Source organism: Thermobacillus xylanilyticus, assembly GCF_907165215.1.
Classification (GTDB): domain Bacteria; phylum Bacillota; class Bacilli; order Paenibacillales; family Paenibacillaceae; genus Thermobacillus; species Thermobacillus xylanilyticus.
Genome location: NZ_CAJRAY010000002.1, coordinates 65869 through 85614, shown reverse-complemented (window position 1 = coordinate 85614; position 19746 = coordinate 65869). Strand labels below are relative to the sequence as shown.

Below are 19746 nucleotides of genomic sequence, written 5' to 3'. Positions count from 1 at the left end.
TTATAACATCATATTTCCGTGAAATAGATTATCACATTATGAAATATGATACAATATATCTTGATGGATCTTGCCAACTCTCGCCGAGACTGTATCTCCCCTCGCTTGCTGTCAGCCGGGCTGCCCCGCCACTTGCCTTTTGCTGCCAGCTTTGCTACGATGAATCTGGTGAAGCACACCGTCCATACCCGACAACGGGCTGGGCGGTGTTTTCTTTTTTTCAAGCGGAGGTGTGGAGATTGGCAGCGGGAGCTGATCCGCCGCGCCATGCGCCACGGGCGTCCGTTCACGCCGGACGATGCCGCCGAGTGGACTGGCCTGTCCAAACGCACCGTCGGCCCGATGCTGCACCGGCTTCGGGTGCAAGGATATCTGGAAGCCGAAATGCCCGATTTTAAAAAAATAAGCGAAAAAACTTCTTCCAAATCAGCGCTTCGGCCGGTTTTCGACCAATTGAGAAGAAGTTTCTTCGCTTATGCGAATGATAGTCTCATGAGCGGGCCGCAGCTCACTCCGCAAGCGCCAGGAACGTGTCGATGTCCTTGAGCGGGACGGCCGCAGCTTCGCGCCAGAAGGCCATGTCGTCCAGCCGGACACCGAGATGCTTCCAGGCCAGATCCTCGACGGTCATGCTGCCGGTGTCGCGCAGCAGCGCGGCGTACCGGTTCGCGAACGCCGGCCCTTCCGCCGCCGCCCGCGCATAGATGCCGCTGCTGAACAGGAAGCCGAACGTGTACGGGAAATTGTAGAACGGCACATCCGTCAGATAGAAATGCAGCTTCGACGCCCAGAAATGCGGATGCCACACGCCGAGCGCGCCGGCATACGCTTCCCGCTGCGCTTCTTCCATCAAGGCGCACAGTTCGTCCGCGGACAGCAGGCCTTCCCTGCGCCGCTCATAGAAACGCGTCTCGAACAGGAACCGCGCGCGGATGTTCATGAAGAACGCTACGGCACGCTGCAGCTGGTCATCGAGCAGCGCCAGCTTCTCCGCTGGATCGGACGCCGCCTGCACCGCCGAATCGGACACGATCCATTCGGCGAACGTCGACGCCGTCTCGGCGACGTTCATCGCGTACTCTTGCGCGAACGGCGGCAGATCGTTCATGACATGCTGATGGTAAGCATGGCCGAGTTCGTGCGCGAGCGTCGAGACGTTGGACGCCGTACCCGAATACGTCATGAAGATGCGCGTCTCGCCGGCGATCGGGAACGATGTGCAGAAGCCGCCGGGGCGCTTGCCGCCGCAGTCTTCCGCCTCGATCCATCGCTCGCGGAACGCCCGTTCCGCCAGAGCGGCCATGTCCGGGCTGAACTGCCGGAACCGGTCGACGATGAAAACGGCCGCTTCCCCATACGGCACGGTCCGCGCGGATGCGCCGATCGGCGCTTCGACGTCGTGCCAGTCGAGGCGCTCCACTCCGAGCAGCCCCGCCTTGCGGTTCAGATACCGGACCAGCGCCGGCCGGCTCTCGTCGACCGCCGCCCACATCGCTTCCAGCGTCTCGCGCCGCATCCGGTTCATGTCGAGCGGTTCTTTCAGCACGCTGTTCCAGCCGCGCCGGAAGTACAGTTTGAGCCGGAAGCCCGCGATCCGGTTCAACGCCTCGGCGCACAGGTCGGCCTGGCGCCCCCATTCCGCTTCCCAGGCTTCGAATGCCGCCCGGCGCACGCCGCGGTCGCCGTGCGAGAGCAGATTCTGCATCTGCCCCGCCGAATAAGTCTTCGTCTCTCCCGTCTCATCCGCCGCCCGAAAACGGGTCCGCCCGACGACTGTATGATACAGCTCGCCCCATCCGTGGTAGCCGTTCACCGCCAGATCGCCGGCGAGCGCCTCCTGCTCGGGCGGCAGCTTCTCCTTCGCCCGCTCCCGCCGCTCGGCCACATAGAATGCCGCCGCTCCGGGACCGGTTCCGGATGACAGCCAGCCGTTCCACGTCTCCTCATCGGCCGCGCCCAGCACGCGGTCATAGAGCGTCAGCGCCGCCTGATAAGCCGCAGCCAGGTTCTTCACCCTGTCATCCAATGCGGCGGCCCGGCGGTCGTTCACGTCGGCCGCCGTCAGGCAGGCCGTGAACGATTCCGCTTCCCTGAGGCGCGCCAGAATCGATTGCGCAGCCTGCGTCCACTGCTCAAGCCGGTCCGCGGTCACCGGCGCATCCTCCGCATCGCGAAGCGAACGTTCGAACGCTTCAATATCCCGCTGAAGGCCTTCCAGCTCCGCCGCGAACGCCCCGGATTCGGCCCCGCCGGGATAAAAATTCTCCAGACTCCAACGCATTTCTGTTTTTTCCATACCGTGACACGCTCCTTTCCCAACCCGCGCATTGATTTGCCGCCGCTGACGTTGTAGTATAACCTTAATTATACCACGACCGGCGGCCTCAGCCCGCTGAAGGAGGACATCCGATGCCCGGACCGCTGCCCATCTCTCCCGACACCGCAATCAAACTGTCCAAGTATCTTGGCGTGCCGCTCGAGCATCTGATGCATATGCCTCGCCACATTCTGCTGCAGAAGCTGGCCGAGATGGCCGCGAAGGAGCAGGCGCAAAACCAGGAAAATGACCGGGGACAGGCAAGCGACAGGACGGAAGATCCGAAGAGCGGACCTCCTGCCGGACGGAACTCCGAAGCTTCGGACAAGCCCGGAGGGGACGAATCGCGATGATCCCGTTCGAACGCACCTGGCCGTATGATCGGATCATGGGCGACCTCTATGTGCAGGAGTGCCCGTTCTGCAAGACCGGCAACGTCATTCTGCCGATCCGCCCGGAAGAGCTGGACGACATCCGCACGGGACGCCGGAGACTGCTCGTGTTCCCCTGCTGCCGCAACAAAGTGACCGTCATCGACGCCGATCCGGATTACCTGCTGACCGACACCGTGCTGCGCGGAAAATGAAACCGCCCGGACAAATGCAACAAAGCCGATCACCCCGCCCATGCGGGATCGATCGGCTTTCGTTCTCTCCTACAGCAGCTCGACCTCATCCGGCAATTCCATCTTCTTCTCCAACATCTCCTGGCGGATATTCTGCCACGCTTCCCGCGAAGCCTTGATCATGCCGGCGTCCATGATCCGCTTGTCGTTGACGACGCGGGCGAACCATCTCACCGCCTCATAGGGCTCGTCCAGCCGGCGGTAAAGCTCGCCGATCAGATACATCAGCCGCGCGTTGTTGATGTTCACGCCTTCCAGTTCGTACACGCGGATGTACGCTTCGAGCGCATAGCGCAGGAACCTGCGCTCCTGCTCCTGGTTATCCCGCAGCCGATACATCCAGGCGATATGATGAAGAAGACCGGCGATGACGCGATCCTTGTCTCCCACCGTCTGCGCGCAGAGCAGCGCCAGCTTGTAGCAGTCGAGCGCCTCTTCCCATGTCCGCTGTCCGCCGTAATCGCGACGCACCCAGCTTTTGCCGATGCGGTTCTTGTACAATTCCTTCTGTTTGGGCGCAAGTTCCTGCAGCGAATTCTCGGTGGATGCGTAACCACAGTTCGGGCACACGCGCACGACGTAGAAATCCGGATTGACTTCGTCCCGATAGTGGCTGCAGAAGTCCGAATCGGTGCGGGTCGCCTTCCGGAAACCCGGACGGACGCGGGAGCTGGAGAAGGTGTTCTCGCAGCACGGACACTGGACTTTCACCTGGAATAAAGGATCGATCATGACTCAGCCTCTCCTTGTTCGACCGTATTCACAAAATGATAGGCCGGACCGGACAACCGCTCCAGCATCATTGCCCTGAGCTCCGGCGCAAGCCCGACTTCTTCAAGAGCGCGGCGCATGCAATCGAGCCATGCGTCCGCCCGTTCGCGCGTAATCGGAAACGGCAGATGCCGGGCGCGCATCATCGGGTGCCCGTAGGCTTCCGAATACAACGGCGGTCCGCCGAAGAACTGGCTGAGGAACATGAACTGTTTCTCCATGACAGGCCGGATGTCTTCCGGGAACAGCGGTCCAAGCAGCGGATGCGCCTGGACCTTCGGATAGAAAGTCTCGACAATGCGGCGCAGAACCGGCGCTCCGCCGATCGCGTCATACAGGGTGCCGTATTCACGCAGCATTGTGTTTCACTCCAAACGCCAAGATGTCAACACTTCAGTAGTACAGTCAGCATTATACCATACTTTGGGCGGGATATCGACAGGCCGGATGGCCCGTCGATGCCCGGCGTCGTTTCTGTGGGGATGTTCGGCGGCAGACAAGCATATCTATGAGAAGGAGTCCACTTGCGGGAGGGAAGCGGAGTGGCGCGAATGGTTCGGTTCCTGGTGCGGCCGGCTCCGCTCGCCGCATTAGGCTGTCTGCTGCTGGCCGCGCTGATGGCGGCGCATCCCGCCGCTTCGCTGAGCGCGTCGTTGCGCGGCATCGCCGTCTGGTGGGACGTTCTGTTCCCTGCATTGTTCCCGTTCTTCGTCATGGCCGAGCTTATGCTCGGTTTCGGCGTCGTCCATTTCTTCGGCACGCTGCTCGATCCGCTGATGCGCCCCGTCTTTCGGCTGCCCGGCATCGCGGGCTTCGTCGTCACGATGGGACTGATCTCCGGCTACCCCGTCGGCGCCCGGCTGACGTCCAGGCTGCGGGAACAGGGACAGATCAGCCGGACGGAGGGCGAGCGGCTCGTCGCTTTCGTGACGACGTCCGACCCGATCTTCCTCATCGGCGCCGTCTCGGTCGGCTTCTTTCACCAGGCCGCCCTGGCGCCGTTGCTGGCGGCCGCGCACTACGGCGGCGCCCTCATCATCGGGCTGATCTTCCGCCAGTACAGACGGCGGGAACCGGTCACCCGCGCCGCCGCGAAGGACGGCGCGCGGCTGCTGCCCGCCGCGCTCACCGCCATGCATGAAGCCCGGACGGCCGACGGCCGCCCGTTCGGCCGGCTGCTGCAGGATGCGATCGGCTCGGCGCTTCGGCTGAACATCGTGGTGGGCGGTCTGGTCGTTTTTTTCTCCGTCGTAATGGAACTGCTCACCCGGGCGAATGTCCTCGATCTGCTCATCGGCGTACTGCAGTCGTTCCTGCATGCGGCCGGACTGCCGCCGCAAATGTCCGCCGCATTCGCGAACGGGCTGTTCGAAGTGACGCTGGGCGCGAAAGCGGCCGGAGAACCGGACGCGACGCTGCTGCATCGGGCGGCCGCCGCGGCGTGGGTGCTGTCCTGGGCCGGGCTGTCCGTGCATGCGCAGATCGCCAGCGTCATCGGCGCGACGGATATCCGCTATCCGCCGTTCCTTGCGGCCAGAGCGGCGCACGGCATCATCAGCTTCGCGCTCGTCTATCTGCTGTGGGGGGTGCTCGGACCTTGAACGGATGAAGCGGGCATGTTTGTCTATCGCGTCATTTTTCGCTATGATCGAGGGAGAATGATGCGGAAGGAGACTGTCCGTTGAGATACGTCGTTATAGACCGGGGCGACGACCATTCGCAGCAATTGTCCGAGCGGTTCCATACATTGGCCGCGGCCCAGGGGTTCACGCCGGACGAACACCAGCCGGACATCGTCATCTCGATCGGCGGCGACGGCACGTTGCTGGAGGCGTTCCACAAATACGTCCACCTGCTCGACCAGGTCAGTTTCATCGGCGTGCATACCGGCCATCTCGGCTTCTATGCCGACTGGCAGGCCCATGAGCTGGACACGCTGGTTATGAAAATGGCGGAAGACAAGCCGCAGTACGTCCGCTATCCGCTGATCGAAGTCGTGTCGAATACGCCCGACGGCAGCGACCGGTACCTGGCGTTGAACGAATTCACGCTCAAAGGCGTCGAGGGCACGCTGGTCGCGAGCATCCACATCAACGACGAGCTGTTCGAGATGTTCCGCGGCGACGGCATCGTCGTGTCGACCCCGTCCGGCAGCACAGCCTACAACAAAAGCCTCGGCGGCGCGGTCATCCACCCGTCGATCGAATCGCTGCAGATCGCCGAGATCGCGTCGATCAACAACCGGGTCTACCGGACGCTCGGTTCGTCCGTCGTCCTGCCGAAGCACCATCATTGCGACATCGTCTCCGCGAAGGAGTCGCAGCGGCTGGCGCTCGTCGTCGACCACATCACCATCGAACGGAACGACATCCGCTCGCTGCGGTGCACCGTGTCGGACAAGAAGATCTGCTTCGCCCGGTACCGGCCGTTTCCGTTCTGGAGAAGGGTGCGCGACGCCTTCCTCGTCGAGCCGTGAGCGGCATGATCGGGCGCTCGCGCGGGGGTTGGGCCGATCTGGTGCATTTCTGCACCAGATCCGGGCAGCTCGCGCGGGGGTTGGGCCGATCTGGTGCATTTTTGCACCAGATTCGAGCGTTCGCGCGAAGTTTGGGCTGATCTGGTGCATTTTTGCACCAGATTCGAACGCTCGCGCGGGGGTTGGGCCGATCTGGTGCATTTCTGCACCAGATTCGAACGCTCGCGCGAAGTTTGGGCTGATCTGGTGCATTTCTGCACCAGATTCGAACGCTCGCGCGAAGTTTGGGCCGATCTGATTTCTGCACCAGATCCCGAGCGCTCGCGTGAGCGTCTGATATGGTGCAATTATCAACAGCAACAGCCGGGGCTCACCCGGCTGTTTTCATGCCTGTCGCGCAAAATAGTCATTCAATATCCGGAGAAAAACGTTCGGAAACGCAAGAGACGCCATATCTTCGGGACCGATCCACAGCCAGCCTTCCGGCAGATCGTCCGCATCCGACGGTCCGCCGTAAGAGGCGCCGGGTTCGGCGGCCATGCCGCCGGCAGCGCCGGCTGCAGCTTCCCGCCCGCCTGCGAGGAAAAATCCGAATTCGGCGAGATATACGTCCACTTTCCACCGGATATGGCTGAATACATGCTCCTCTTCCGACCAGAGCCGTACGGGGCGGACGAGTAGCCCCGCTTCCTCCGCGAGCCCGCGGCTCAGCGCGTCGAAGCGGCCGTCCCCTGCAGTCCCCGCCATCGACGTTCCGGCTGCCACGGCACCCGCAGACGCTGCCGAATCATCCGCGTCCGCAACCGCCGGCGCCTCGGGCACACCGGCCGCCTTCGCGTCCGCCAAAATCGTCGCGCTCGCCAAGACCCTCGCATCCGCCGCAAAGGCCGCCGCGCCCGCCGCCCGCCCGCGGGACCGCGCCGCCTCATCCGGCGCCAGCACATGCGGCAGCTCCCACATGCGGGCGAGCAGCCCGCTGTCCGGCCGCCGCCGGACGAGCACCTTGCCCGCGTGCTCGCCCCGCCCCTCGACGAGGGCGGCAAGCCGGAGCTCGGGGCGCGGCGGCTTCGCCTTCGATTTCGCGGGAAGCTCCCGCTCCCGTCCGGCGGCCCGGCCGGCGCATTGCGCGAGCACCGGGCAGAGCAGGCAGCCCGGCGACTTCGGCGTGCAGACCAGCGCGCCGAGTTCCATGACGGCCTGATTGAAATCACCGGCCCGCCCTTCGGGAATGATCGACGCCGCCAGCCGCTCGATCTTCGTCCGGGCGGACGGCTTCGCGATGTCGTCCTCCAATAGGAAATACCGCGACATCACCCGCATCACATTGCCGTCCACGGCCGGTTCCGGCTTGTTATAGGCAATGCTCAGAATCGCGCCTGCCGTGTAGGGGCCGATCCCCTTCAGCGACGAGATCGCCGCCTTGTCGTCCGGCACGACGCCGCCGTACAGCTCGACCACCTGCCGCGCGCCCGCCTGCAGATTGCGCGCCCGCGAATAGTAGCCGAGGCCTTCCCAGCATTTCAGCACCTCTTCCTCCGGCGCTTCCGCCAAATGCCGCACCGTCGGGAAGCGCTCCATAAACCGTTCATAATACGGAATCACCGTATCGACCCGCGTCTGCTGCAGCATCACTTCCGATACCCAGATGCGGTAGGGGTCCCGATCCCGCCGCCACGGCAGATCGCGCTTGTTCGCATCGTACCAGTTCAGCAGCTCCGCGGCGAAAAAAGCGGCAGCCGCTTCAGTCTTCTCCCTGCTCATATCCGCTTCCCCCTGTGCCGGCGTCAGCCGCCGCGGCCTGAACTTCCGAAATCCGCCCGCCCTTCGCGGCGGCCCGGTCCGCCATCGCCTTCCGTTCGCCGTAGAGCTTGCGGTAGCGCGTCGGCGAAATGCCCGTGTGCTGCTTGAACAGACGGGACAGATAATGATTCCGCATCCCGACGGAAGCGGCGATATCGGCAATGTGGATATCGGTCTCTTCCAGCAGCTTCTTGACCTTCTCCAGCCGCTGCATGTTGACGTACTGGATGGGCGGGTAGCCGATCAAATTTTTGAACAGGCTGATGAAATAGTTCGGATGCAGATAAGCGATTTTCGCCAGTTCTTCGAGCGTCAGATTCTCCGCCAGATGCTGGTCGATGTAGTCCAGCACCTTCCCCAGCTTGACGTAATCATCGATGTTGCCGAACGCTCCCTCATCCACCTGGCACTGTTCGAGGAAGCAGGCAAGCGCCTCGTACAACGCGGCTTTCGAGCGCAGCACGCTTGTGATGGACCGGTCGTTGTAAGCATCGACCATCGCTTCGAACAGCCGGATGATGTCGGAGTGCCCGGACATGTCGACGCAGACGGGCAGCTTCAGCATATCGATCAACTCGGCATCGCCGAGATTGGCGTCAAATTGGACCCAATAGGCTTCGACCGGCTCTGGCCCCGCCACGCCGCACGACTGCTCGATTCCGGCGGGCAGCAGGGACAGGCAGCCCGGTCTGGTGCCGTATCGCTTTCCGTTCACTTCAATCCAGCCCGTGCCTTTGCTGACATAGACGAGCCGGAAGCCGTGAGGCCGCGAATGCCCCAGGCTGAAACCGGGAGCGAAGGAACTCCATGCGGCCAACGTCACTTCTGCGTTCAGTCTTCTCAGATGCTGCTCCAGGATGATCCGATAAATTCGTTCCATAGTCGCTCCCAGAATTTCAGGATTGTCTGATGCTTCCGATTGTTCATCTGCGTTCGGCGACGGCGAACGCCGATGCGAAACCGCGTTCGTGGGTGATCGTCACATGGATGCGGGTCGCCGTCGGGTCCAGTCCGAGCCGTTCCCACGCCCGGGCGGACAGGGTGCAGGTCGGTTTTCCCAGCCGGTCGGGCAGCACATGGATATCGATAAAACGGACCGCCGCCCCGATGCCGCAGCCAAGCGCCTTCGACACCGCTTCTTTCACCGCGAACCGTCCGGCCGCGTATTCCGCCAGCCGCTTGCCTCCGGCCGGCGCCAGCGCGATTTCCTCTTCCGTCAGAATGCGCCGGATGAACATTTCCGCCGTATGCCCCTGCAGAATCCGCTCGATCCGCGCGATCTCCACCAGATCATGTCCGATGCCGATGATCACGTAAGCCGCCTCCACTCCTTCATCGCGCCGCGGTTGAAATATTTCACTCTATTATAGCAGTTCTTGTGTCAAGCCAAAACGTCCCCGAAAAGCATAAAAAAGCGAAGGCCTCCCCGCGAGGAGAGGCCTTCTGATTGTCGGCTTGAGACTATGCCGATCACATCATGTCCATGTTCGGCATGCCGCCCGGAGCTGCTTTCTCTTTCTCCGGCTTGTCGGCGATGACCGCTTCGGTCGTCAGGAACATGGCCGCAACCGAAGCCGCGTTTTGCAGCGCGGAACGGGTAACTTTCGCCGGGTCGACGATGCCGGCTTCGAACATGTTGACGAACTCGTCCGTAGCCGCGTTGTAACCGATGCCCACCGGCTCTTTCTTCAGCCGTTCAACGATGACGGAGCCTTCCTTGCCCGCATTCGCCGCGATCGTGCGCACCGGCTCTTCGAGCGCGCGCAGCACGATGTTGATGCCCGTCTGCTCGTCGCCTTCGGCTTTCAGTGCGGCAACCGCGTTGTACACGTTGATCAGCGCCGTGCCGCCGCCGGACACGATGCCCTCTTCAACCGCAGCGCGCGTGGAGTTCAGCGCGTCTTCGATGCGCAGCTTGCGCTCTTTCAGCTCCGTCTCCGTAGCCGCGCCGACCTTGATGACGGCTACGCCGCCGGACAGCTTCGCGAGGCGCTCTTGCAGTTTTTCGCGGTCGAAGTCGGACGTCGTTTCTTCGAGTTGGGCTTTGATTTGCGCGATGCGAGCGTCGATGTCCTTCTTGTCGCCCGCGCCGTCCACGATGATCGTGTTTTCCTTCGATACGCGGACTTGACGCGCGCTGCCGAGTTGATCCAGCGTCGCCGATTTCAGGTCGAGGCCGAGTTCTTCCGTGATGACTTGGCCGCCCGTCAGCGCCGCGATGTCACCCAGCATCGCCTTGCGGCGGTCGCCGAAGCCCGGCGCCTTGACCGCAACGCAGGTGAACGTGCCGCGCAGCTTGTTGACGACGAGCGTTGCTTGCGCTTCGCCTTCGACGTCTTCCGCGATGATGAGCAGCGGTTTGCTCGTTTGGACCACTTTCTCGAGGATCGGCAGAATTTCCTGGATGCTCGAGATCTTCTTGTCGGTGATCAGGATATACGGGTTGTCGAGCACGGCTTCCATCTTGTCCGTGTCCGTCACCATGTAAGCGGACGTATAGCCGCGGTCGAACTGCATGCCTTCGACGACTTCCAGTTCCGTCTGGATGCCTTTCGACTCTTCAACCGTAACAACGCCGTCGTTGCCCACTTTCTCCATGGCGTCCGCGATCAGCTGGCCGAGCTCTTCGTCGGCTGCGGAGATGGCCGCAACTTGCGCGATCGATTGACGGCCTTCGATCGGCTTCGCGATCTTCTTCAGCTCTTCAACGGCCGTCTTGACCGCTCTTTCGATGCCGCGGCGGATGACCATCGGGTTCGCGCCGGCCGTTACGTTCTTCAGACCTTCGCGGATCATCGCCTGGGCCAGAACGGTAGCCGTCGTCGTGCCGTCGCCGGCAACGTCGTTCGTCTTCGTGGCAACTTCTTTCACCAGTTGGGCGCCCATGTTCTCGAACGGATCTTCGAGCTCGATTTCTTTGGCGATCGAGACGCCGTCATTCGTGATGAGCGGGCTGCCGAATTTCTTCTCGAGCACGACGTTGCGGCCCTTCGGACCCAGCGTCACTTTCACGGCATTGGCGAGCGCGTCCACACCGCGGAGCATCGCGCGGCGGGCGTCTTCACCGAAAATGATGTCTTTGGCCATAATGCGTAATTACCTCCTTGAACCGTTCAGTATCGACTTGCGGATGTACGATGCTGTGCGCATCCGGACAGCGGATCGAAATCCGCTGGATATGCGGCCGCGAAGCGGCCCATGCATGGGAATCCAGGCGATCCGGATTATTCGAAGATCGCGTGGATGTCGCTTTCTCTCATAATCAGATAATCTTTGCCTTCATATTTGATTTCCGTGCCGGCGTACTTCGAGAACAGCACGCGGTCCCCGACTTTCACTTCGGGAGCGACAAGCACGCCGTCTTTGTAAGCGCCTTTGCCGACGGCGATGACTTTGCCCTCTTGCGGCTTTTCTTTCGCCGTGTCGGGCAGAACGATGCCGCTTGCAGTCGTTTCTTCTTTTGCGATCGGTTCGACCAGTACGCGGTCACCCAAAGGTTTGATCATGTAAAATGAGCCTCCTTCGTCATGAAAGATATGCTGCAGGTTAGCACTCGACCTGCTCAAGTGCTAACAACCAACTCTTATAATACTCAAGTTGATATTCCAATGCAAGGGGAGATCCGACGTCGGGACCGCAAAAAATTTCAGTTTTCGTCTTCCTTCAGACGCCCTTCCCGGCGCTGCATTCTGCGATGGACGGACGATGCCATGTAGACGCTGAATTCATAAAGCAAGATCAACGGCAACGCGACAAGCATGTCCGAGATGAAATCCGGCGGCGTCACGAGCACGCCGACGAAAATGAGCCCGAAATAAGCGTACCGGCGCATTTTGCGCAGCCGCGCGGGGTTCAGAATGCCGATCCGCGTCAGAAACATGACGAGAATCGGCAGTTCGAAGAGCAGCGAGATCGGCACGATGATGTTGAACATGAACGAAAAATATTGCGCGATCCCGTAGGTCTCCTCCAGACCGAGACTTCGCGAGACATGGGTGGTGAAATCGAAGGCCAGCGGAAAGACAACGAAATAGGAAAACGCCAGCCCGACCGCCAGCATGACGAATGCCAGCGGCACATAGCCGAGCGCCGCTCTCCGCTCGCGGGCCTTGAGGCCGGGGCTGACGAACGCCCACAGTTGATAGAACGCGAACGGCAGCACGATCAGCAGCGCGACCACGAAAGCGATTTTCATGTACATGCCGATGCCGTCCCACAGCGAGAACGCATGCAGTTCGGTCAGTTTGCTGGCCGGCTCGACACTCATCAAATAGTCGTAAACCGGTTCGGCGGCAAGCAGTCCCAGGACAAGTCCGATGAACAGCGCCGCCAGCACGTAAATCAGCCTGCGCCGGAGTTCGCCGATATGCTCAAGCAGATTCATCTGTTTCTCTTCGTCCGGTTTGGGAACGTAAGGTCCGCCCGCGGGCCGAACGCCGTGATCCGCCAATGCCTGTCCTCCTCCTTCGGGCCCATTCAAATCCGCATCATCTTCCATAAAAAAAGCGTATTCCGGTTATTCCGGAAGCCGCTTCTTGTCCGCTGAATCCTGATTCTCCGGGCGCCCCGCTTCCAGGCGGCCTTTGCTCTCATCGCGCTCGATGTCGTCCACGATCTCGCGCGCGCCCTGCTTGAACTCGCGCAGCGTTCGTCCGAACGCTCTGCCGAGCTCGGGCAGCTTGCTCGGACCGAAGAGCAGCAACGCGACGATGATGAGCAGGATGAACCCCGTCACTCCAATACCACTGACCATTGGTCTGTCATCCCTCCTTCAAGCCGCGTCCATCCGCTTCTCCAGGCGGAATCGGCCGGGCTGAATGTTCGCATGTCCCGGCGCCTTCGATGCGGTGCCGGCTTATCCGTGAAGCAATCCCCCGTAGCCCATGCCGGCGATCTCTTCCCGCGTGATCCGGTCTCCGGCGAGAATGCGCGGCAGCAGGACGTCGAACGATGTGTACGGATCGTGCATGACGCAGCCGGGCAATCCGAGGATCGGGACATTTCCGAAATACCCGACAAGCAGCATGGAACCCGGAAGCATCGGAGTCCCGTAACTGACGATGTCCGCTCCGGCTTCCCGGATTGCCCCGGGCGTCCGATCGTCCGGGTCGACGGACATGCCCCCGGTTACCAATATCATATCATACCCGCGTCCCAGCAAATAGTGAATCTCCGTGACAATTCTTTGTCGATCGTCCGGCGCGAAGCGCTGCTCGGCGACCGTGGAGCCGAGTGCCTCCAGCTTGGCGCGGACGGCCGGGCCGAACTTGTCCTTGATCCGGCCGCTGTACACTTCGCCTCCGGTCACGAGCAGACCGGCGCGTACGGAGCGGAGCGGCCGCACGGCGAGCGGCGCGCTCCCGTGCCGCGCCCGCCAATCCGCGGCCAGCGCCTCGGCTTCGGCGATCTTCCGCTCCGGCACGATGAGCGGGATGGCGCGCACCGCCGCGATCGCGCCGCCGGGCTGCAGCACCTGGTCGCGCCGGACCGTCGCGAGCACGATGTCGCCGATCCGGTTCACGCTGCGCACGAACGCCTCGTCAAGGACGGCAAGGCCGCGCCGCTCGGCCTTCAGCGTCACCTTGCCCTCGCTCGGTTCGCCGAACGAAATCCCGTCGCCGGCAAGCGCCGAGGCCAGCCGCAGCGCGGCATCGTCTTCATGGAGATCGCCTTCGCCGAGCTCCAGCACGTAGATGTGCGCCTTGCCGATGTCCAGCAGCTTCGGAATGTCTTCCTCGGTGACCACGTGCCCTTTTCGGAAGAGGCGGCCCTTGAACTGCCCGGGTATGATCTGCGTCAGATCGTGGGCAAGCGCCAGGCCCACGGCTTCCTCGACCGGCACTTCGCGCAGTCTCGTCTTCATGCTCCGCCTCCGCTTCACACATGTTCCGTTTCCCGTCCGGTCAGAATCGCCAGCGCGTGCGGCAGCTGGTCGATGATCGCCATCAGACTCTCCTGGACGCCCTTCGGGCTGCCCGGCAGATTGATGATCAGCGTGCGGCCGCGGATGCCGGCGATGCCGCGCGAGAGCATCGCCGCGCGGGTCTTGTGCATCGCCCCGATCCGCATCGCTTCCGCAAGGCCCGGGACCTTCCGCTCGATGACGCGCTCCGTCGCTTCCGGCGTCACATCGCGCGGCCCGAGTCCCGTGCCGCCCGTCGTCACGATCAGATCCGGACGGTAGTACTCGGTGATTTCAATCAGCGCCGCCGTTATCTCATCCTGGTCATCCGGCACGACGCGGTATTCGACGATTTCGCCGCCGATTTCTTCTTCCATCAATTCGCGGATCACTTGTGCGCTCGTGTCTTCCCGCTCTCCCGCGGCCCCCTTGTCGCTCGCCGTCAGAATCGCAACCTTCCAACGCATCCGTTTCCCCCTCCTGTAAGGAAAAACCGACAGCAAAGAAAATCCGACATCCGCAATCCATCAGCCCCGCGGATCTTCACGCCTGTTCGGACGGTCTTGCGTAATCGCCGCTTTTGCCTCCCGTCTTGCGGAGGAGCCGCGTCGGGCCGATCTCCATGTCTTTCTGCATCGCCTTGCACATGTCGTAGACGGTCAGCGCCGCCGCCGATACGGCGGTGAGCGCCTCCATCTCGACGCCGGTCTTGCCGGTCGTCTTCACGGTTGCTTCAATAATCAGCCGGTCGTTCCCGGCTTCGCGGAATTGAATATCAATGCCGGTCAGCGGCAGCGGGTGGCACATCGGAATCCATTCGGCCGTCCGCTTCGCCGCCATGATGCCCGCCACCTGCGCGACGGCCAGCACGTCGCCTTTGCCGACCCGGCCGGAACGGATCGCCTCCAGCGTCTCCGGGCGCATCCTGACGATCGTCTCGGCCACGGCCGCCCGCGCCGTCACGTCCTTGTCCGTCACATCGACCATCCGCGCCCGGCCCTGCTCATTGAAATGCGTCAGCTTCCCGTCCGCCATCCGAACATCCTCCCCGCCTCGGCACCCTGTAGACGCCGTCTTCCGTTATGTAACCGTCCAGCCGGGCGTCGTGCGGTTCGACCGGCACTTCGGGCACGATCTGCACCCCGAAGGCCAGTCCCATCCATCGCGCCGCGCCGCCCGAGGCGCGCATCCGCCCGGCGAACCGGTCGTAATAGCCGCCGCCGTAGCCGAGCCTGCTTCCGTCCGGCGCGAAGGCAAGCCCCGGGACGAAGACGGCTCCGATGCTCCGCGCATCCTGCCATCGCTCCGCTTGCGCCGGATCCGGTTCCGGCACGCCGTAAGCGCCCCGCTTCAGTTCATCGAAGCTTCGCACCCGGTACAGTTCGAGCGACCGGTCCGCCGTGTTGCAGACGGGGAGCAGGACAGCCAGTCCGCTGCGCCAGCCCCACTCGAGAAGCGGCCGCGTGTCCAGCTCCGAGCGGAACGAGGCATAGGCGAGGAAGCAGTCCGCACCCCGCTCCCGGAGCCACTCCGCGGCATGGCGGCAGGCCCGTTCGGACCGCAGCTTCCGCTCGGGGTCCGGGATGCGGTCCCGCAGCGCGGCCATTTCCCGACGCAGCGTCGCCTTGCCGGCATGCCGGCTGCCGTATTTCACGAAAGACATCCGCCTTTCCCGTCATCTTGCGGTAATCCTGTCATCAGTTTACCATTCCGCCGCGCAATTCGCCAATGGTGCGGCGCGCATGAAACCCGCCGCGCGGCGGATACTATGCGTATATTTTCCGGCCGCACCCCCGGGGAGACGAAGGCCGATTTCGAAGGCGGTGACTGAAGTTGGAACGGAACAAAAAACGAAGAAGCAGACGGCTGGCAGCCGGCATCCTGCTTTCGACCGCAGGCATCGGTCTGGCTGCAATCCTTTTGTTATATTCAAATCCGACTTACATCTACATACCGGATCGGGAGCACGTCCTGAACCCGCGCCGTCCCGCCGCGACGGTTCGCACGGCGCAGACGCCGGAAAACCCGGAGCCGACGGACGAGGAAACGCTCGATCTCGGCAGGCGGGCGTTCTACGGCGAGACGTTCGGCAATGAACATTTTCTTATGGATATCATGGGGCTGCTGGACGGACCGCTGACGATACGCGGGATTCTGAAGGCGACGGCGGCGCTGAAGGGCGAAGGCACGACGAATCTGCGGGTGGCGGCGGAGAAGGACGCCGTCATCGGCGGAAGAACGATCCGCAAGGGCGATCTCCTCGACACCGGCCTGGACGTCGCGAAGGGATCGTATGTGCCGCTTGGCCTGAAAGTCTCGCTGGACAAGGGCAAGCCGCGGGTCGGCGTCGGCTGCATCGCCTGCCACGCCGTCTACGATCCGGTGAGCGGCAAGGTCGTCGAAGGTCCGCCGAACACCGATCTGAACATCGGCCTCCTCCTCGCCATGGGCAACAACTCGGCCGCGTTTTTCACCCACACGGGCGTGACGACGGAGCAGATCCGCGGCCTCATCCGCTTCAAGGAACAGGCCAAAAGCTGGGTAACGGACAGCGAAGGGAAGCGCACGCCGCTGCCGGATCCGGACGAGCTCGAACGGCTGGTCGACGAACAACTCATGAAATGGCCGCCGGGTTCCATCGACACAACCATCGACATGGAGAACAACCCGGTCCAGATTCCCGATTCATTCACGCTCGGCGATCACCCGTACAACTGGAACGGCACGGCTTTCGCCGGTCCGTTCAAAGGGCTCATGACGTTCTCCGGCGTCCCGAACGCGCAGAATATGGACGCGCTGGCGCAGGCCGGGCTGAGCAAGCCGATCTTCGGGCTCGACAAGGAAGTGTACATGGGGATTCTGCTGCAGCGGGCGGCCTCGTCCAAATATCGTTACGACCCGGCCAAGGGAAGCAAGCCGTCCGAACAGTTCGCGGCCGTCGACCCGACGCCGGACTCGCCGGGCATCATCCAGTCGGTACCGTCGCCCGCCCATCCGCGCTCATCCGTCGTCTCGATGTCCGGCGTCCTGTCGTCCGTTCCCGGACATCCGATCAACCGGCATACGCTGGCGATGTCCGCCTACCAGAATACGCTCAAGCCGCCGCGTTCGCACCTGAAAAGGGATGCGAGACTCGCGGCGGAGGGCGAAGCGGTGTTCCGGCGGGCCGGGTGCATCACCTGCCATGCCGGACCGTACCTCACGAACAACCGGATTGTCGCGACCGATGTCCTCGGCACGAACCCGTCGCGCGCCCGGTCGTTCAAGAAGACGGAGAAGTTCTGGGGACCGCCGCTCATGTACGATTACGATACGCCCGTGCCGCTGCCCAAGAAGCCGAAGCTGCACTGGATGCCGCTGAACGGCATGTCCGAAGAACAGATCAAGCTGGCTTTCGCGCACGGCAATTCGCCGGGCGGCTACAAGACGCCGAGCCTGTACGGACTTTACTGGTCGGCTCCGTACCTGCACGACGGCGGCGTCGCGGCCGGACCCGAGCCGGGACAATACGGCATCCCCGGCACGTTCAAGGCCGGCATCCTGCCCGACCCGGCCGAAAGCCTGCGCGCACTGGTCGACAAGCGGCTGCGCGAGCGGGTCGTCAAGGCGAACCAGGCCGACAAGGACTTGCGCGAAGCGAATGTCGAAGGGATCGGCCACAACTACTGGGTCGATGAGACGACCGGCTTCACGCGCCGGGAGCAGGATGCGCTCATTCACTATCTGCTGACGCTGCACGACAAGGACGAATAGATCGGGCGCATCCGCATTCGACACGCAGGTTCCGCTCCGCGCCGGAATCATGTACACTGTTCTGTGTGGCCGCGAGTTGCGCGGCGCATGAGAACGGCCTGCATGGGAGAAGGCTGCGGAGGATCGACATGTTGCTGCAACTATCGGGAATCGCGAAAAGTTTCGGCGCCAAACCGGTGCTGTCCAATATTTCGTTTCACGTGAATGAACGCGAGCGGATCGGCATCGTCGGCGTGAACGGCGCGGGCAAGTCGACGCTGCTCGCGATCATCGCCGGCGAGCTGTCGCCGGATGACGGTGTGGTGAGCAGGCGCAAGGGCATGCGGATCGGGTATCTGGCCCAAAGCAGCGGGCTGCAGTCCGACCGGACGATCGACGAGGAGATGCGCGCCGTGTTCGCGGATTTGCTCGAGATGGAGCGGGAGCTTCGGGAGATGGAAGTCCGCATCGCCGATCCGAAGGAGATGGAAAATAAAACCCGCTACGAGGAGCTGCTGGCCCGGTATGCGGCGCTGTCCGATACGTTCCGCGAGCGCGGCGGATTCGAGATCGAAACCCGTATCCGCAGCGTCCTCCACGGCATGGGGTTCGGTCAGTATCCGCCGGACACGCCGATCGCCTCGCTCAGCGGCGGGCAGAAGACGCGCCTCGCGCTGGCGCGCATTCTCCTGCAGGCGCCCGATCTGCTCATTCTGGACGAGCCGACGAACCATCTCGACATCGAGACGCTCTCCTGGCTCGAAGACTATCTGCGCGGCTATCCGGGCGCCATTCTCGCCGTGTCCCACGACCGCTATTTCCTCGATGCGCTGGCGGACAGCATCATCGAGATCGAGCGGCACGCCGCGAAGCGGTACACCGGCAATTACAGCCGCTATATCGAATTGAAGGCGGCCGAGTACGAGTCCGCGCTCAAAGCCTACGAGAAGCAGCAGGACGAGATCGCGCGCATGGAAGAGTTCATCCGGCGCAACATCGTCCGCGCCTCGACGACGAAGCGGGCGCAGAGCCGGCGCAAAATGCTCGAGCGCATGGAACGGATCGAGCGGCCGGCCGGGGATGTGAAGCGGGCGTCGTTCGCCTTCGAGATCGACCGGCAGACCGGCGCGGACGTGCTGGATGTGCAGGATCTGTCGGTCAGGTTCGAAGGCAGCGGCCGGCCGCTGTTCCGGAACGTCTCGTTCCAACTGAAGCGCGGGGAGACCGTCGCCATCGCCGGCCCGAACGGCATCGGCAAGTCGACGCTGCTGAAGACGCTGCTCGGACGGATCAAGCCGGAGACCGGCACGGTCCGATTCGGCGCCAACGTGAAAATCGGCTACTACGATCAGGAGCAGTCGCAGCTCCATCCCGACAACACGGTGCTCGACGAGGTGTGGAACGCTTTTCCCCATCTGGAGGAAGTGCGCATCCGCACCGTGCTCGGCAATTTCCTGTTCAGCGGCGACGACGTGCTGAAGAAGATTTCCTCGCTGAGCGGCGGCGAGAAGGCGCGGGTCGCCCTGGCGAAACTGATGCTCGAGCGGGCGAACGTCCTCATTCTGGACGAACCGACGAACCATCTGGACCTGTACAGCAAGGAAGTGCTCGAGACGGCGCTCGTCGATTTCGAGGGGACGCTGCTGTTCATCTCGCACGACCGCTATTTTCTCAACAAGATGGCCGAGCGCATCATCGAGCTGACGCCGGACGGCGTGCGGGTTTACCTGGGCAACTACGACGACATGCTGGAGAAAAAGCGCGAGCAGGAAGAGCTTCGTCTGGCCGGCGAGACGGCGGGAAGTACCGCGGATCGGACGGAAAGCGGCGGAACGGCGGATGCCGCCGGGGCACGCGGCGGCGCGGGCGGCGGGTCGTCCTACGAAGCCGAGAAGCAGGCGAAGCGGCAGGAGCGCCAGCGCCAGCGGCGGATCGAGCAGCTGGAAGCGGAGATCGAGGCGCTGGAGGCGGCCATCGCGGCGGTCGAAGCGGAACTCGCCGACCCGGCCGTGTATCTGGACTACACGCTCGTGCAGGAGAAGCAGCAGCATCTCGACGAGAAGCGCGCCGCGCTGGAAGCCGCGTTCGCGGAATGGGAACAGTTGATGGCCTGACAAGCATGC

The 19746-nt window shown here is 62.8% G+C and carries 21 protein-coding genes; 7 read left to right on the top strand and 14 right to left on the bottom strand.

The genetic code is table 11. The features are described from left to right. Positions 1–63 precede the first annotated feature (63 nt). Positions 64–546 (top strand): DNA glycosylase AlkZ-like family protein, encoded by a 483-nt coding sequence (locus KJQ12_RS00875; RefSeq protein WP_213483092.1) that lies wholly within the window; start codon positions 64–66, stop codon positions 544–546. On the opposite strand, the gene KJQ12_RS00870 is transcribed toward KJQ12_RS00875, so the two are convergent. After that, complete coding sequence (locus tag KJQ12_RS00870; RefSeq protein ID WP_213483091.1) at positions 509–2296, bottom strand: M3 family oligoendopeptidase; 1788 nt, start codon at positions 2294–2296, stop codon at positions 509–511. The genes KJQ12_RS00875 and KJQ12_RS00870 overlap by 38 nt on opposite strands. Positions 2297–2409: 113 nt before the next feature. Here KJQ12_RS00870 and KJQ12_RS00865 point away from each other — a divergent pair, with 113 nt between their 5' ends. Both KJQ12_RS00865 and KJQ12_RS00860 read left to right on the top strand, forming a co-directional pair. Beyond that, positions 2410–2670, top strand: coding sequence for a YycC family protein (locus KJQ12_RS00865; protein ID WP_213483090.1), 261 nt, complete (start codon positions 2410–2412; stop codon positions 2668–2670). Then, positions 2667–2903 carry a hypothetical protein gene (locus KJQ12_RS00860; RefSeq protein WP_213483089.1) on the top strand — a complete coding sequence of 79 codons (237 nt, stop codon included), beginning with the start codon at positions 2667–2669 and terminating at the stop codon, positions 2901–2903. Before KJQ12_RS00865 ends, KJQ12_RS00860 begins: the two co-directional genes overlap by 4 nt. Positions 2904–2972: 69 nt before the next feature. Here the strand turns inward: KJQ12_RS00860 and KJQ12_RS00855 are convergent, their stop codons facing one another. Together KJQ12_RS00855 and KJQ12_RS00850 are read right to left on the bottom strand one after the other, a co-directional pair. After that, complete coding sequence (locus KJQ12_RS00855) at positions 2973–3674, bottom strand: DUF2225 domain-containing protein (RefSeq protein WP_213483088.1); 702 nt, start codon at positions 3672–3674, stop codon at positions 2973–2975. Further along, positions 3671–4072 carry a globin domain-containing protein gene (locus KJQ12_RS00850; RefSeq protein WP_213483087.1) on the bottom strand — a complete coding sequence of 134 codons (402 nt, stop codon included), beginning with the start codon at positions 4070–4072 and terminating at the stop codon, positions 3671–3673. The genes KJQ12_RS00855 and KJQ12_RS00850 overlap by 4 nt, the downstream gene beginning before the upstream one ends. Positions 4073–4264: 192 nt before the next feature. Between KJQ12_RS00850 and ylbJ the strand changes: the two genes are divergently transcribed. Together ylbJ and KJQ12_RS00840 are read left to right on the top strand one after the other, a co-directional pair. Continuing rightward, complete coding sequence (gene ylbJ / locus KJQ12_RS00845; protein ID WP_213483101.1) at positions 4265–5314, top strand: sporulation integral membrane protein YlbJ; 1050 nt, start codon at positions 4265–4267, stop codon at positions 5312–5314. An 80-nt stretch (positions 5315–5394) separates the two neighbouring features. Further along, positions 5395–6189 carry an NAD kinase gene (locus KJQ12_RS00840; protein ID WP_213483086.1) on the top strand — a complete coding sequence of 265 codons (795 nt, stop codon included), beginning with the start codon at positions 5395–5397 and terminating at the stop codon, positions 6187–6189. A 384-nt stretch (positions 6190–6573) separates the two neighbouring features. Here the strand turns inward: KJQ12_RS00840 and mutY are convergent, their stop codons facing one another. From mutY to KJQ12_RS00785, 11 genes are all read right to left on the bottom strand, one after another. Further along, positions 6574–7950, bottom strand: coding sequence for an A/G-specific adenine glycosylase (gene mutY, locus KJQ12_RS00835; RefSeq protein WP_213483085.1), 1377 nt, complete (start codon positions 7948–7950; stop codon positions 6574–6576). Next, positions 7931–8869 (bottom strand): AraC family transcriptional regulator, encoded by a 939-nt coding sequence (locus KJQ12_RS00830; RefSeq protein ID WP_213483084.1) that lies wholly within the window; start codon positions 8867–8869, stop codon positions 7931–7933. Before KJQ12_RS00830 ends, mutY begins: the two co-directional genes overlap by 20 nt. A gap of 43 nt (positions 8870–8912) precedes the next feature. Continuing rightward, positions 8913–9302 carry a holo-ACP synthase gene (gene acpS, locus KJQ12_RS00825; RefSeq protein ID WP_213483083.1) on the bottom strand — a complete coding sequence of 130 codons (390 nt, stop codon included), beginning with the start codon at positions 9300–9302 and terminating at the stop codon, positions 8913–8915. Between the two features lie 157 nt (positions 9303–9459). Continuing rightward, on the bottom strand, positions 9460–11076 hold the full coding sequence (groL, locus tag KJQ12_RS00820; RefSeq protein ID WP_015253543.1) for a chaperonin GroEL: 1617 nt from the start codon (positions 11074–11076) through the stop codon (positions 9460–9462). 137 nt (positions 11077–11213) lie between these two features. Beyond that, a complete protein-coding gene (gene groES, locus KJQ12_RS00815) occupies positions 11214–11495 on the bottom strand; it encodes a co-chaperone GroES (protein ID WP_015253542.1) in 282 nt (93 codons plus the stop codon). Between the two features lie 140 nt (positions 11496–11635). Beyond that, complete coding sequence (gene tatC / locus KJQ12_RS00810) at positions 11636–12439, bottom strand: twin-arginine translocase subunit TatC (RefSeq protein ID WP_213483082.1); 804 nt, start codon at positions 12437–12439, stop codon at positions 11636–11638. Positions 12440–12505: 66 nt separating this feature from the next. Then, complete coding sequence (locus tag KJQ12_RS00805) at positions 12506–12742, bottom strand: twin-arginine translocase TatA/TatE family subunit (protein WP_213483081.1); 237 nt, start codon at positions 12740–12742, stop codon at positions 12506–12508. Positions 12743–12844: 102 nt separating this feature from the next. Further along, on the bottom strand, positions 12845–13852 hold the full coding sequence (locus tag KJQ12_RS00800) for a molybdopterin-binding protein (protein ID WP_213483080.1): 1008 nt from the start codon (positions 13850–13852) through the stop codon (positions 12845–12847). Between the two features lie 14 nt (positions 13853–13866). Then, positions 13867–14358, bottom strand: a complete 492-nt coding sequence (locus tag KJQ12_RS00795; RefSeq protein ID WP_015253538.1) for a MogA/MoaB family molybdenum cofactor biosynthesis protein — start codon at positions 14356–14358, stop codon at positions 13867–13869. A 76-nt stretch (positions 14359–14434) separates the two neighbouring features. Next, positions 14435–14926: a cyclic pyranopterin monophosphate synthase MoaC gene (gene moaC / locus KJQ12_RS00790; RefSeq protein WP_213483079.1), complete on the bottom strand. Its 492-nt coding sequence runs from the start codon at positions 14924–14926 to the stop codon at positions 14435–14437. After that, positions 14895–15554, bottom strand: coding sequence for a 5-formyltetrahydrofolate cyclo-ligase (locus KJQ12_RS00785; RefSeq protein ID WP_213483078.1), 660 nt, complete (start codon positions 15552–15554; stop codon positions 14895–14897). The genes moaC and KJQ12_RS00785 overlap by 32 nt, the downstream gene beginning before the upstream one ends. Before the next feature lie 170 nt (positions 15555–15724). Here KJQ12_RS00785 and KJQ12_RS00780 point away from each other — a divergent pair, with 170 nt between their 5' ends. Together KJQ12_RS00780 and abc-f are read left to right on the top strand one after the other, a co-directional pair. Then, positions 15725–17644, top strand: a complete 1920-nt coding sequence (locus tag KJQ12_RS00780; RefSeq protein WP_213483077.1) for an electron transport protein — start codon at positions 15725–15727, stop codon at positions 17642–17644. Positions 17645–17772: 128 nt separating this feature from the next. Then, positions 17773–19737 (top strand): ribosomal protection-like ABC-F family protein, encoded by a 1965-nt coding sequence (gene abc-f / locus KJQ12_RS00775; protein WP_015253534.1) that lies wholly within the window; start codon positions 17773–17775, stop codon positions 19735–19737. Positions 19738–19746 lie beyond the last annotated feature (9 nt).

Coding starts and splice junctions, on each gene's coding strand:
- KJQ12_RS00875 (WP_213483092.1), top strand. CDS start 64: ATGGATCTTGCCAACTCTCGCCGAGACTGTATCTCCCCTCGCTTGCTG.
- KJQ12_RS00870 (WP_213483091.1), bottom strand. CDS start 2,296: ATGGAAAAAACAGAAATGCGTTGGAGTCTGGAGAATTTTTATCCCGGC.
- KJQ12_RS00865 (WP_213483090.1), top strand. CDS start 2,410: ATGCCCGGACCGCTGCCCATCTCTCCCGACACCGCAATCAAACTGTCC.
- KJQ12_RS00860 (WP_213483089.1), top strand. CDS start 2,667: ATGATCCCGTTCGAACGCACCTGGCCGTATGATCGGATCATGGGCGAC.
- KJQ12_RS00855 (WP_213483088.1), bottom strand. CDS start 3,674: ATGATCGATCCTTTATTCCAGGTGAAAGTCCAGTGTCCGTGCTGCGAG.
- KJQ12_RS00850 (WP_213483087.1), bottom strand. CDS start 4,072: ATGCTGCGTGAATACGGCACCCTGTATGACGCGATCGGCGGAGCGCCG.
- ylbJ (WP_213483101.1), top strand. CDS start 4,265: ATGGTTCGGTTCCTGGTGCGGCCGGCTCCGCTCGCCGCATTAGGCTGT.
- mutY (WP_213483085.1), bottom strand. CDS start 7,950: ATGAGCAGGGAGAAGACTGAAGCGGCTGCCGCTTTTTTCGCCGCGGAG.
- KJQ12_RS00830 (WP_213483084.1), bottom strand. CDS start 8,869: ATGGAACGAATTTATCGGATCATCCTGGAGCAGCATCTGAGAAGACTG.
- groL (WP_015253543.1), bottom strand. CDS start 11,076: ATGGCCAAAGACATCATTTTCGGTGAAGACGCCCGCCGCGCGATGCTC.
- groES (WP_015253542.1), bottom strand. CDS start 11,495: ATGATCAAACCTTTGGGTGACCGCGTACTGGTCGAACCGATCGCAAAA.
- KJQ12_RS00805 (WP_213483081.1), bottom strand. CDS start 12,742: ATGGTCAGTGGTATTGGAGTGACGGGGTTCATCCTGCTCATCATCGTC.
- KJQ12_RS00800 (WP_213483080.1), bottom strand. CDS start 13,852: ATGAAGACGAGACTGCGCGAAGTGCCGGTCGAGGAAGCCGTGGGCCTG.
- KJQ12_RS00795 (WP_015253538.1), bottom strand. CDS start 14,358: ATGCGTTGGAAGGTTGCGATTCTGACGGCGAGCGACAAGGGGGCCGCG.
- moaC (WP_213483079.1), bottom strand. CDS start 14,926: ATGGCGGACGGGAAGCTGACGCATTTCAATGAGCAGGGCCGGGCGCGG.
- KJQ12_RS00785 (WP_213483078.1), bottom strand. CDS start 15,554: ATGTCTTTCGTGAAATACGGCAGCCGGCATGCCGGCAAGGCGACGCTG.
- abc-f (WP_015253534.1), top strand. CDS start 17,773: ATGTTGCTGCAACTATCGGGAATCGCGAAAAGTTTCGGCGCCAAACCG.